Origin of the sequence: Agarivorans sp. 1_MG-2023, assembly GCF_030548385.1 — a bacterium.
Lineage (GTDB): Bacteria > Pseudomonadota > Gammaproteobacteria > Enterobacterales > Celerinatantimonadaceae > Agarivorans.
The window spans coordinates 351,001-364,382 of record NZ_JAUOSJ010000002.1; the positions used below are offsets into that span (position 1 = coordinate 351,001).

The 13,382-nt window shown below is 42.8% G+C and carries 7 protein-coding genes; 4 read left to right on the forward strand and 3 right to left on the reverse strand.

All coding sequences use genetic code 11. From position 1 onward, the window contains the following. The first annotated feature begins 251 nt into the window (after positions 1-251). Together Q4592_RS03635 and Q4592_RS03640 are read left to right on the forward strand one after the other, a co-directional pair. Positions 252-5,639 (forward strand): transporter substrate-binding domain-containing protein, encoded by a 5,388-nt coding sequence (locus Q4592_RS03635; protein ID WP_303509876.1) that lies wholly within the window; start codon positions 252-254, stop codon positions 5,637-5,639. A gap of 96 nt (positions 5,640-5,735) precedes the next feature. Then, on the forward strand, positions 5,736-6,146 hold the full coding sequence (locus Q4592_RS03640) for a hypothetical protein (RefSeq protein ID WP_303509877.1): 411 nt from the start codon (positions 5,736-5,738) through the stop codon (positions 6,144-6,146). Here the strand turns inward: Q4592_RS03640 and Q4592_RS03645 are convergent. Next, positions 6,143-7,042: an HAD-IIA family hydrolase gene (locus Q4592_RS03645; RefSeq protein WP_303509878.1), complete on the reverse strand. Its 900-nt coding sequence runs from the start codon at positions 7,040-7,042 to the stop codon at positions 6,143-6,145. The two genes, Q4592_RS03640 and Q4592_RS03645, sit on opposite strands and share 4 nt — an antisense overlap. Positions 7,043-7,407: 365 nt before the next feature. On the opposite strand from Q4592_RS03645, the gene Q4592_RS03650 reads away from it, so the two are divergent. Together Q4592_RS03650 and Q4592_RS03655 are read left to right on the forward strand one after the other, a co-directional pair. Beyond that, complete coding sequence (locus Q4592_RS03650; RefSeq protein ID WP_303509879.1) at positions 7,408-8,049, forward strand: outer membrane beta-barrel protein; 642 nt, start codon at positions 7,408-7,410, stop codon at positions 8,047-8,049. A gap of 162 nt (positions 8,050-8,211) precedes the next feature. Continuing rightward, entirely contained in the window at positions 8,212-9,075 is an 864-nt protein-coding gene (locus Q4592_RS03655) for a carboxylate/amino acid/amine transporter (RefSeq protein WP_303509881.1), read from the forward strand. Positions 9,076-9,100: 25 nt separating this feature from the next. Here the strand turns inward: Q4592_RS03655 and Q4592_RS03660 are convergent, their stop codons facing one another. Continuing rightward, entirely contained in the window at positions 9,101-10,189 is a 1,089-nt protein-coding gene (locus Q4592_RS03660) for a PotD/PotF family extracellular solute-binding protein (protein WP_303509883.1), read from the reverse strand. A 57-nt stretch (positions 10,190-10,246) separates the two neighbouring features. Further along, positions 10,247-13,309 (reverse strand): response regulator, encoded by a 3,063-nt coding sequence (locus tag Q4592_RS03665; protein ID WP_303509886.1) that lies wholly within the window; start codon positions 13,307-13,309, stop codon positions 10,247-10,249. Positions 13,310-13,382: the final 73 nt, after the last annotated feature.

Consider the following 13,382-nt stretch of genomic DNA (forward strand, 5'->3'; position numbering starts at 1 on the left):
TGATTTAGTATAATGAGCAGAGCAGAGGATATCTTTAGTCATAAATGACAGCTTTATGGTTGTTTACGACAAAATGTCTCAATGTGTTTAAAGCTGGAGCTAAGTCAAAACCCTCACTCATAAATCACCTGCTTTCACTTCATGGTCTACTATCATTAATAGCAAATGAGTCTTTTCTTTTTGCCTACTCGCAGATATCTAGGCTGTTTAATTTAGTGATAAAACATATACATTGGTGAACGATGCTATTTATGTGGACCCGCATTTTAGTGCTAAGGATTGCACTTACCTTGTTTGTTTTAGCGCTTGGTCAGGCAAGTGCAAACGAGCTCAATTTTAGTCAAGAAGAGCAGCAATGGATTGACCAGCAATCGGCTATTTCTGTAGTGGCCGATGTTAACTTTTACCCTTATGCCTTTGTTAATGATGCGGGTGAATATGACGGTATTTCACGTGACTACCTAAACGAAATCGCCAAGCTAAGCGGCTTAACCTTTAGCTACCAAATCGGCTTACCGTGGTTGGAGATGTTGCAAGGCTTTAGGCAGCAGCGATTCGACATTATTCCAATGATGTTCTTTGACCAAGAAAAAACCAGTTATGTAAATTTTTCTGAGCCCTACCTATTGCATACCGAGTATCTGTTTACGCAAAGCAATACGCCGGTGCTTGGCTCCTTGGATGAGTTATCGGGAAAAACTTTAGCGGTAGTAGAAGGTTTTGAGCAAACCGCTTGGTTAAAACAGCGTTACCCCACCATTACACTTAAATCTTATACCGAGTTGTCACATTGTTTGCGAGCGGTGGAGAAGGGGGAGGTTGACGCCACCATTGGCGAGCTGAGTTCTTCGCTATATCTAAAAAATAAACTGCGTTTAAACAAGATCAAAAAGAACATCGTGGTCACTGGGCGTAAAAACATTCCAATATCTCTAGGCTTAGCCAAGCAATCTCCTATTTTGTTGTCTGTGATTAATAAAACCCTTAAATCTATAGATATAGAAACGCGCAATCGCATTTCAGGGCAATGGCTTAAGGACAGCTCATCGCAAAATATTATGAATGGCGCTTTTGGTTATGGGCGTGCTCCGTACATGTACGACCAAAGCTCGGAAGCAGGCCTAGAGTATGAAATAGTTCGGCGGGTGTTTTCTTCAATGGGTTACCAGTTAGGTAATATTGAACAGTTGCCTACCTTTCGTGGCGAAGAGATCCTCAATGAAGACCAAGCACTAGACTTTTCAGCGGGGGTGCTTGAAGAAGTTGAAGGGTTGTTTTATTCCGATGACATTGTGGTGTTTAACAATGTGGCAATAAGCCGAGCTATCGATGAATTGGAACTGACTCGCCCCAGCCAGCTTAGCGAATATAGTGTAACGGGGTTTGATGGTTCAAAACGTTTGTATTCCTCGCAAATCAATCACTCACAAAAGCCGTCCTCTAGTTATCGAGAACATGTGGTTCAAGAACAGTCGTTAGCTGAGTTTTTTGCTGGAGAGGCCGATATTTTGGTGGCCGATGAAGCATTGGTTAAATGGGCGATTAGTTACGGTGAATCTACCAATGGCTTAGTGGTTGATTATCAATTTCACGATATTTTTGCCCAATCTGAAGTGGGCTATAAAGTAGCGTTTAGAGATGAGCGTATACGAGATTTTTTTAATCAAGCGCTTGGAGGGTTAAAGCAAAGCGATAGTTATTCGCAACTGGTTGAGCTTTACATGGCGTCTAGCTTCATCAACCAGATAAAGCGGGGTAACCTCATCGCCGATGTTGTTGCACCTTACATTTTTAATAACGATATTAAACAGCTAAGAAACATTCTTAGAGTGTTTTATAAAAACTCAAACATTCAAGGAGTGACCGTCAGTTCTGATTCACCGAATCAGGTCATCTTGCAGCTTCAAGAGCGAGACGGTGAATTACAAAGCGTAGATTTTATGCAGGTGAGTAATCTTAGCCGCCTATCAAAAGAGAGCTTTTTGGTACAAAACGGCAGCACCGATAAAGTGGGTAATATTACGTTTTATACCGAGACTAATACTCCTGAAGCTATTATCTCTGCCAGCGTGCCAGACTTAAGCCAATTCGCCATGTTAAGTGAATCTGAATTGGCTGATATGAGGTTGGCCTATGAACGGCATGGTTTATCTGGGCAACTGCTCAACTTAAGTGAAGCAGAGCAGCAATGGATACTTGAAAATCCATTGGTAAAAGTAGCGGTTGACCCAGCAGCGCTGCCATACGAAGCATTTGATAGTGACGGCCAGTACATTGGTATTGTTGCCGATTACCTACAGCTTATTTCTGCCAGTACTGGGATTGTGTTTGAACCGGTGAAGGTTGAATCTTGGGAGCAGTCGTTAGACTTGATTCATCAACGCGAAGTGTTGCTGGCTTCGGCTGCTTTTGGCAATACCCACTTAGAGTTGGATTACACCGCTACCTTACCTATAACCAAAAGTGAGGTGAGTTACGTAGGGCGTAAAGGTGGAAATTTAATTGATTCCTTCAACCAGTTAGAAGGGAAAACCATTGGCATAATTAAAGGCGCCTCACAAACCGACGAGATTGTTGAGCGCCACTTAGATGTAGATTGGATATTTCCCAATAATACCGAGCAAGGCATTGAGTTGGTTGAGCAAGGTGAAATTGACGGCATGGTAGATACTGTGTTGGTGCTTAACTATATTATCCATCATCGTGGTTATGCCAATTTATCGGTGGCCGGAGACTTTGACAAAAATGTCTCTTCTACCTTATATGTGCTTAAAACCCAGCCTTTATTACAGTCTATTGTGAGTAAAGCCATTGCTGCAGTCACTCAGCAGCAAAAAGACACTGTTGTATCTAAATGGGCGCCGCATAAAGTGGTTGAGAAAATCGACTACAGCTTGGTGTGGCAGGTGGGGTTAGGGGCGTTAATATTGGTGGTACTAACGCTATTTTGGAACCGCCGATTAGCAACCCATATAAAGGCGCGCGAGCAAGCTGAGTTAAAACTACAAGCTCGCGAGCAGCTGCTGTTTGACATGCTCAACTCTGCACCTATCGGCGTGGCTATTGTTGCCAATGACCAAACCTTTTTCTCCAATAAAACCGCTCGCGACATGTTTGGCGTTGAAGCAGAAGATTTAGATAATTTTAATGTTGGCGATATCTACAATGACAAGTCTCAGCGAGAGGCTTGTTATGAACAGCTGAGTAAAGGCGAACCGGTGGTCAATCAGGAGATTGATTTTAAACGTACCGATGGTTCACGTTTTACTGGCTTAGCCAATTATCTCAATACCGAATTTAAAGAACACAAAGCGGTATTGTTTTGGTGTTACGACATAAGTGAACTTAAAGAGCTTAATACTCAGTTAACCCTCGCCATTGACCAAGCTGATCATGCAAATCGTGCTAAGTCTGACTTTTTAGCCAATATGAGCCACGAAATTCGTACGCCGATGAACGCCATTATTGGCATGACGCATCTTGCGCTAAATGCTGACTTGGACCGTAAAACGCGCAGTTACTTAAACAAAGTATCTCATGCTGCGGCTTCGTTACTGGGCATTATCAATGACATTCTCGATTTCTCAAAAATTGAAGCGGGCAAGTTGGATATGGAAAGCTTGGATATTTGTATTCAAGATATTCTGCAAAACCAACTGAATTTAATTGAGCTTAAAGCGCAAGAAAAAGGCATTGAAGTTGTCACTATGGTTGAGCCACAAGTGCCTAATAATTTGATGGGTGACCCGCTTCGCTTGGGGCAAATTTTTACCAACCTGGCCAGCAATGCGATTAAGTTCACCGATCAGGGTGAGATTGTATTTACAGTGAAATTACTGGAGCAAGCAAGCGACCAAGCCAAGTTGCAGTTTTCAGTAAAAGACAGTGGTATTGGTATTTCACCCGAGCAGCAACAAAAGCTGTTTCAATCTTTCACTCAGGCGGATACGTCTACCACCCGAGAATATGGCGGCACCGGATTAGGTTTAACCATTTGCAAGCGTTTGGTTGAGCTAATGGAAGGCGAAATATGGATAAATAGCGTGTTAGGCGAGGGCACCGAGTTTGTGTTTACCGCATGGTTTAAGCTCAACCATAGTCGCCCTAGTTTACGTAATGCCTTGGGTGCTAGCAGACTAGGCGATATGCAAATATTGGTGGTAGATGATAATGAAAGCGCCGCCGATATTATGGCTTCAATTGTTTCTTCTTTTGGCCCAATTGTCAGCGTTGTGCACTCAGGAGCCGAAGCTCAACAGTTGGTCGCGAAGCAACCAGAGCTGTTTGATGTGGCGATTGTTGATTGGAATATGCCAGATATGGACGGAGTCGCAACTTGCGAAGCAATTCGCCAAGAAGCAGGTAGTCATCCTATTGGCTTCATTATTGTTTCAGCCTATGACCACGCTCGGTTCAAACAACAAAGTGAAAATGCCGGAGTCAGTGCTTATTTATCCAAACCGATTACCGCCTCTGAAGTGTTTAACGCCATTGCGCGAATTAGCGGACGAGACATTGAGTTATATACACCGGTTGCAAAACTCAGTGATAAGTTGAGTGACGCCAAGCGTAAACTACGTGGTGCCCATGTATTACTGGTTGAAGACAACGAGCTGAATCAAGACTTAGCCCTAGAGCTACTTAACAGTATTGATGTGAGTTGTGACTTAGCTGAAAACGGCCAAATAGCGATAGATAAACTGCGTGTTAATCGCTACGACGGGGTATTGATGGATATTCAAATGCCAGTAATGGATGGTTACTCTGCGACTCAAAAGATCCGCGAATTTGATTTGGAAATAGTGGTGATAGCGATGACCGCCAACGCCATGAGTGGTGATCGAGAAAAAGTAATTAGCGCTGGTATGAATGATTACATTAGTAAACCGATTGATGTCGAAACCATGATCACTACTATGGCTCAGTGGATTCAAGCGTCTGGTATAAAAGGGGCAAGTGCTTCCGGCGATCAGTTAGTAACCAGTGACATGCCGGTAGTCCAAAGCCTGAACCCTGAACTGATTAATCAAGTCGCTGGTCTAGCTACCTGTAATGGCAATAGCGGTTTATATTTGAAGCTGCTAACAAAATTTAGCATTAGTCAGCAGCAATTTGTCGAAGAGTTTGAAGTGGCCGTTGGCGAGTTAGATTGGGAGCTCGCCACTCGACTTGTTCATACCTTAAAGGGGAACTCTGGGAATATTGGTGCTTTGGCCTTACAAGATGCAGCCGCAGAGTTAGAAGCGGTCGCTAACTCGATTAAGCAAGGTGAGCTAGGGGATAGTTTCGAAAATAGCGTTGAGCGCATTCAAACATTGCTCGCTAACCTTGCTACCCAACTGCATTTGGCTTTGGGGGAGATAGCTCTATTGTTGCCTAATGCAAACCGTCCTTCAGCCACTGACGATAGCTCATTGTTCGATAAAAATATCGCGCAACTTAAATCTGAGTTTGCTCAGCTCAATTTTCAGTTAGAAGAGTGCGACGCCGATGCGGTTGAGCGGATTGATGAATTGGTAGAGTTAGCGTTCCCCGAACAGATAAAAAAACAGTTAGTGAGTATTAATCGAGCGGCGGCTGAATATGACTTTGAAGAGGCTGCCGTTAAGTTAGCGGCTCTGCAACAGAGTTTGAGTTGATTTACATCATCTTAACAACACATAGTGCAGCAAGATTACTCTGAATCACCTAGTGTAGACGAAGTGTGTTTTTTCAGAATAAGTAAGGAAAACTTTATGAACAAACATTTTGTTATTGCCACGGTATGTAGTTTTAGCTTGCTTACTAGTGCGTCACTTGCGGCATTTCCCAAGTCAAAAGTGAGCGAGTCTCAGCATTTATTTGCCCAATCTATTATTTACCATTCTTTGAGTGGGTTTTGTACCAATGTGGCGGGGAATAAGAGCTTGAGTTCCGATTATCAAAAGTGGCGAGTAAGTTATCAAGATAGTATTAAACAAGGCCGTATCGAAGTTGCCGACCTTGCCGCCACCATGGATAAAACCATGGACTCAGTTGTGTCTGATTTAGTGCATGTTGCCGAGCAAGAGTGGGGACAAATGGATAGTTCTCAACGCCAGCAAAAATGCCAAGACTTGCAGGCTTTTCTTAACCAAACAAAGCCAGAGAAACCTGCAACATATTAGATAGAAGCCAGTTGGTAATGAGGCCGTATTTTGCTGCGCTGGATATGCTGTTCCACATCTAAACCGCGTAAGAACCCATGCTGAGTGACAAGTACACTCTTAAATCCCATCGCGTTGCCACCAAGTATGTCGGTGTGCAAGGTATCACCAATCATCGCAATGCGCTGTGGTGCAACTTCTCCAAGTTGGAGTTTAATTCGACTCAGTGCTTCTTCAAAAATCGGCGCGTAGGGTTTACCAAAGCAACGTACCTGAGGATAGATCTCATCCGGTAGGGTTAAGGTGTAACTACCTGGCTCTTGAGATACCCCATTTTCTAGCGGTGCGATCAGGTCTGAATTTCCTACCCAAACTGTGCGTGGCTTGTTTCTTAGCTCTTCAATAAAGCGCTGGTGACGCTCTTCATTCCAGGCTTGGCCACTCAAAAACAAAAACTCGTCTGCTTGCCAAAAGTTATCGTCTTCTGGGTAAACACAAGGGCGCTGGGTATCTAAACGAAACTCAGGCAGTGTTATAACACCTAAGTTTGTTGAGCTCTGTAAATCCATGTACTGCAATAGCACTTCACGGCTATTTACAATTTCTTGGTCACTAAAGTCAAAACCTAAGCCGACAAATTTATCGAATAATTGCTGTTTGTTTTGGGTAGCAGCATTGGTCACTACCATCACTTTCTTACCTGCGCTTCGCAGTTTAGCTATTTGCTCTTTGGCCCCTTCAATGGCGGTTCCACCCACATTTAGCACGCCGTAAGCATCAAATAAAAATACATCAATATCGTCGACTAAATCGGTAATGCTATCGAGTTGTTGGGTATGTGAAACAGGAACACTTTCAGGCAGTCGCTCTGGCATCGCAAGATAGGCCGAAAATGCCTCTGATGGGCTGTAAAACATGGTGATTAACCTCAGCAAAAATTAGAGCGTTACTGTGGCAGAAATTTGGGGAAATATGAAGTCATCTTGTCTTTGAATATTTTCAAACTTTAAGTTGAATCGGTTGATTAACAATACGTTCTCAACTAAAAACTGCATCGCCTTCACTCAAATAAGAGCGCTGAATGAATAAGTAAAACTACCCAAAATAGTAATACTTAATCAGACAATGTATGCAGCAAGATTAAGCTCTGTGTTTAATCAAGTTTAGTGAATGGGATTCAATGATAAGTTTGGCTTATTATCGAAATTTGTTTTACTAATTGGATCAAAATTTCAATTACAACAATACTCTCGGCGAATTTTTTAATCCTTTAGGCTCGATTATGAAAAAAGCACTTTTGGCGCTAAGTTTTGCCACTTTATTTACTTCCTCTGCATATTCAACTGAATTTTTTGTAGGGGGCGGAGCGGGTTATCAAAAGGTAAACGTTGAAGCTTCAGACTCAGAATATGGAAGCCGAGCAACTGACGCAGGTCGTGCTGCATTTCATATTCGAGGCGGTGTCTATTTGAACGAAAACCATCGTTTAACGGCTACGATAAATTACATGAGTGACGCAAACGTTTATCGCAATAACTTAGGTGGAGTGGATACTCAGATTGAGTTGGCTCAGAATGAATATTTGTTATCTTATGACTACATTCAGCCAATCAGTGATAAGTTTTCTGTGTTTGGAGGCGCTACCATTGGAGCTGTTCACAACAAAGGGAAGTTTTGGTTAGAAGAAAAGCCTGTGGGTGGCGGTGTTTCAAGTTACTCTCACCAAGCGAATCAGACCGATTTCACCTATGGCTTACAAATAGGTATGCAATACAAAATACTGGATAACTTGTCGATGGATGTTCAGTATCGACATATGTTTGAAAGCTACTCCAATGACATTCATTGGGAGACCGGTGAAAAAACCAGTTTCTCATTACCACATAGCAATGCTTACACAATATCTTTTGACTACCGTTTCTAGTTTGTGAACTTGTGAGTACGCTTATAACAAGGATTTTCTTGGCGTACTTACTGTCGGCCCATTTAGCACGTGACGTATTGGTACTTTCATTCTCATCAAATTCTCTTGGTTTCCTCCCTATAAGCATTACACTCTAGCTTTTAGTTATTAACTTGAGTTGTTATGCCATATCTTTTGTCTATTACCCTGTTGTGGGCTTTTTCTTTTAGTTTGATTGGCGTGTACTTAGCGGGGCAAGTTGACGCTTGGTTTTCGGTTCTAATGCGAGTGGGCTTGGCGACCTTAGTCTTTTTACCCTTTCTTAAAACCTCGCAAGTTAGCACTTCCTTGGCGCTTAAATTGATGCTGATTGGAGCTATCCAATTAGGTTGTATGTACGGGTTTTACTATCAGTCATTTTTGTATTTGTCGGTACCGGAAGTGTTGTTATTTACTGTTATGACGCCGATTTACGTTACTTTAGTCAACGATGCCTTTGAGCGCCGCTTTAACTCTCAGTTCTTATTAAGTGCTTTGATTGCCACTCTAGGTGCAGTGGCGATTCGTTATGAAGGCATAGATCAAGGTTTTGTCACTGGTTTCTTATTGGTTCAAGGGGCCAATCTGTGTTTTGCTACCGGCCAAGTGGCCTACAAACGTTTAATGGCTAGGCAATCTCAGCAGCTTGCGCAACAAACCGTGTTTGCTTGGTTCTTTATTGGTGCCTTGATTGTGGCCATAATCGCTTTTGCTATGTTGGGGAATACCAATAAGTTACCCACGACTAATATTCAGTGGGGGGTACTTGTTTACCTTGGCTCGATAGCTTCTGGCGTAGGTTATTTTGCTTGGAACAAAGGCGCCACCTTGGTGAATATTGGCGCTTTAGCAGTGGCGAACAATTTGCTTATCCCCGCAGGAATAGCAGTAAACTTGCTGATTTGGAATCATGATGCCGACGTATTGCGATTAAGCATTGGCGCCACAATTATCATTGCGGCCTTAGCGTTAAACGAGCGGATGGCCAAGCACAAAAGAGTTAATTAGCCGTCAGCGTTATTTGAGGGAGCAGCTATTGGCTCAATTTGGCTTGCTCCCAGAGCTTTCTAAAACCATTTTGCTGGCGACGGTCGATAAATTTAAGTAAAAAAAACTGTTCTTGAAAGAAGTTCGGATTATTGAGTTGATAGCGATCTATTTCTTGTGAGCTTAGCGCAGAGTCAAACTGAGAAATTACCGGAAAACTACTCAGCTTTTGGGCATATTCACGTTGTAGCTCTTCACTAATCGTAAAGTTTATCCACTCTTCGGCAATCTGTTTTTTTAAGGGGCTATCTTTTAATGAATAGCCTATCGCCCAGTGGTCAACCCACGCTGTTTGCCCTTCTTTAGGAGTGGCAAATGTCCACTTCTCACCTTGTTTTTCTAGCTCCGAAAAAGCAAAGCCAAAAGAGGTAGCTAAAGACAAGCCTTTTAAGTCTTCTGCTGTGTCTATTCCTCCCCATAGTTTATTGGCGTTTCCTGCCAGCTCAGACAATTTGGCAATGAACTGTTTGTCTTTACTGAATGCTTCATAGTCTTGTAGTTGGGATGCAGGGTACCCTAAAGCGAGTGCAGTGAGGTATATGTTAACCTCATAAAACACTTCACTGACGGTGTATTGGTTTGCGTATTGGGGATCCCATAATACATTCCATGAAGTGGGTGGATTCATTACTTTTTCGGTGTTGTATGCCAAACCATAGGGGCCATAAAGTAAAGGCACCGCGTAGGTTTTCTGCTGATGAAGAGCGTATTCCTCTAACACCAAATGAGGATTTAAACGTTGGTAGTTAGGGATATTGTTTAAGTTTATTGGCAGTAATAAGCCAAACTGAACCATCGGCCAAGTGGTTGATTTTGGTATATTGTGAGAAGGGCTAATAATATCAGCCTTTTTCGCTCGAATAACCTCAAACCATTGCTTGTCTTCAACGGCATACTCAACGTTTATCGTTAGTTTTTGTTTATATTTATCAGCAATATATTGTTCAAACTGTTTTACCCGATCGGCTGGCGCATAGCCTTCCCAGCAGAGGATATTAAGTTCTATGTCTGCCCAACTAGGCAATGACACCAAACTGCAAAGCAATGCGATAAAAGCGATGGGTTTATGAAACATTAGAACCTACTTTTTAGTGGCATCTCATTGCTAGCATGCGGTTTAAATTAATAACAATTAAAGCTTCTGTTGGATTAATTGCTGCACTTGCTCTAGGGCTTCATCAAAATAATAGTCGTTAATAGCATCCTGAACCTGAATGATTTTCTCTTTTAGAGACGCCTCTAGAGGGGAACTGACGATAGTCTCGATAAGCTCAGAAGCTTCTGAGTCATAGCTTTCTAGTAAGCGCTGTAAGTCTAGTAGTTGCTGCTTACTTACGCTGGCGTTTTGTTGGTCACTCGGTGCTTGATTAAGCTCTTGATTCTGTAAGCCACTTAAGCTGGTTATCACTTCTGCTAGATGCTGTTCTACCGTATTAAGCAGAGACTTAATCGCAGGATCTTGTTGGTTATTCTTGGTGGCTAACTCAAGTTGTTTGGTCGCAATAGCTAGGGTTTCTGCGCCAATGGTGGCCGATACGCCATACAAGGTGTGGGCTAAACGTTCGGCAAGCCCTTCTTCATCGGATTGTAATGCCGCTGTATATCGATCCACAAAGTCGTGTTGGGTGTGGCTAAACTTATTCAGAATTTTTCGATACAGCTTTAGGTTGTTTTGAGTTGTAGCCAAGCCTTGTTCGGTATTTATGCCACTTAGCGGAGGCAAGCTTGGTTCTGATTGGCTGGCTAAGTTTTTGGGGGAATCATTTATTGTTACAGCCCCGGCCGGCTTTATAAACTCAGCCATTGTTACAAACATGGCTGTCACATCGATAGGTTTGGATATATGCGCATTCATGCCTGAATCTAATGTCTTTTTAATGTCGCTAGCAAGGGCGTTTGCGGTCATAGCAATGATAGGCAAATTAGCGTATTGGGATTGTTTTCTGATTTCTCTGGTGGCGGTATATCCATCCATAACTGGCATGTGACAGTCCATTAACACCCCGTCGACACTGAGCTCTGTCAACAGCTCTAAGGCTTCCTGACCATCATTAGCCAGGCTGACTTTTATTTGTTTTGCTTCGAGCAAGCTAATCGCAATTTCTTGGTTTATTTCGTTATCTTCTACTAATAGAACATGAGCGCCTTGCAACGCGGCAACTGTGTCTAAGAGAAGTTGCTGCTCTTCTTTTGAGCTGCGTACTGAGCTGGTGGGCTGGGTATAGCCATTTACGACTTTTTCAATGGCGTTAAGTAGGCTGGTACGGGTGACTGGTTTAGTTAAGAATCCAGAGAGTATCGCGCCTGCATTGTCAGCAGAGTGCTGAGCTTCAATGCGGTCATAGGCGCTTACCATGGTGACAGCGGGTAGGTTTAATAACTGTTGCTGCTGCATTTTGCTGATGGTTTCAATCCCATCAAGTTGAGGCATTTTCCAATCCATTAGGACTAAATCAAAGGGGTGCTTTTGGTCACTGCGTATAATAATGTCTAAACACTCTTCACCAGATTTAGCTCGCTCTACTTGGCAGCCTAATTGGCTTAATTCGGCACTTAATATCTCTCTCGAATTGGCATTGTCATCTACCACTAATATGCGTAAAGAGGAGAAATCGATATCACTTTGTACTGCAAAGCTGTGTTCGTCCTCTGCTGGCTCAAACCAGGCCGTAAAGAAAAAGGTGCTGCCTTGGTCCAACTCACTTTCTACCCAAATCTCACCTTCCATTAAGTGAGTGAGTTTTTGAGATATCACTAAACCTAAGCCGGTGCCGCCGTATTTTCGGGTTGTGGAGTCGTCTGCTTGAGTGAATGACTGGAATAGCTTTTTTTGCTGCTCAGGGCTCATTCCTATGCCAGTGTCTTTTATTGCAAACAATAATTTATAGCGCTGGTTTTGCTGCTCCTGCAAGGTAACGTCTACTAATACTTCACCACCGATAGTGGTAAATTTTAGGGCATTATTAACCAAGTTAATGAGTATTTGCTGAAGGCGTAAGGCATCGCCTCTTAGGTAACTTGGTACCTCTGAATGAAGTTGAAATAGCAGCTCAATTTGATTGTCTTGGGCTTTTAAGGTGGCCACATTAGCGAGTTGATCAAACACGTTTTCTAAGGAAAAATCGGCCAGCTCTAAGTCCATTTTGCCGGCTTCAATTTTGGAAAAATCAAGAATATCGTTGATGATTCGCAAGAGGTTTTCGCCAGATAGCTGAATTTTTTCTACGTAATTTCGCTGTGTTTCGCTGAGTTCTGTTTCTAAAGTGAGGTGCGACATGCCAATAATGCCGTTCATTGGCGTGCGGATTTCGTGAGACATTTTTGCTAAGAAGTCAGACTTGGCTAAGTTGCCTTCTTCGGCGCGTAGCTTGGCTTCATTTAATTGCTCGGTTCGGTCGGCTACTTGGTTTTCTAGCGCTTTATTAAAGCCGACTTCAACGAGCAATAAACGTTCTTGCTCAGAGAGGGCAATGGATAATTCGCGCTCTGATTTTCGAACCCTATCGTAGGTATCCGCCAGCTCCATACTGGTTCGGTTTATCGCATCGGTTGTTTCGCTAACTTCGTTTTTCTGGGCTTGTTGTTGGGGGGATAACGCTAAGGGTTGCAGTGGTTTGTCAAAGCTTAGGTTGTCAAAAAAAGAGGTCATTTTGTTCAAGGGCTGAGTAACCATTCTATGAACAAGTAACACGATCAGCAACGACACAATGATAATCGCAAGGCCGTTATAGAGCATAACAGACAAGGCTTTTTCTGCTAGTCGCTTATATAAAGAGTTTAAGTCAGATTGAATAGTAAGTTGGCCCAGTAAAGTAGTGGTTTCATGGTCAACTTGATGGGTTATTTCTATACTGCTTTCAATGGCTTGGTTGCTTGGTACCGGTTTACCTAGTTCCCATTGCTGATCAACGCTGGTGACCAATTTTATGTAGCTGATATCAGGGTGGTCAAGGGTACTATTTAATTGCAGTTCAATGCTCTCGGTAACGAGATACCACATGGCATTTTGAAGGGCGTTTAAGTCAGAATTGATAATTCGACTGTGCTCTTGGTCAATGTCATCAAGTGCTTTTCTGTAGTCTATGAAGATGTCTAACATGCTCACCAAAATAGTGACAAAGGCACTAATTAATATGATGCGTGTAGAGAGTTGTCGGTTAAGGCGACTACGGTAAAACTCTCGAATTGGGCTCATCAATTACTCCTGTATTTGAGCGAACCGCATGTTGCAAAAGTGTGTCATTAGGTTGGTAAAGTGTTGCGAGCTG

Coding starts and splice junctions, on each gene's coding strand:
- Q4592_RS03655 (WP_303509881.1), top strand. CDS start 8,212: ATGCCATATCTTTTGTCTATTACCCTGTTGTGGGCTTTTTCTTTTAGT.
- Q4592_RS03660 (WP_303509883.1), bottom strand. CDS start 10,189: ATGTTTCATAAACCCATCGCTTTTATCGCATTGCTTTGCAGTTTGGTG.
- Q4592_RS03665 (WP_303509886.1), bottom strand. CDS start 13,309: ATGAGCCCAATTCGAGAGTTTTACCGTAGTCGCCTTAACCGACAACTC.
- Q4592_RS03650 (WP_303509879.1), top strand. CDS start 7,408: ATGAAAAAAGCACTTTTGGCGCTAAGTTTTGCCACTTTATTTACTTCC.
- Q4592_RS03640 (WP_303509877.1), top strand. CDS start 5,736: ATGAACAAACATTTTGTTATTGCCACGGTATGTAGTTTTAGCTTGCTT.
- Q4592_RS03645 (WP_303509878.1), bottom strand. CDS start 7,042: ATGTTTTACAGCCCATCAGAGGCATTTTCGGCCTATCTTGCGATGCCA.
- Q4592_RS03635 (WP_303509876.1), top strand. CDS start 252: ATGTGGACCCGCATTTTAGTGCTAAGGATTGCACTTACCTTGTTTGTT.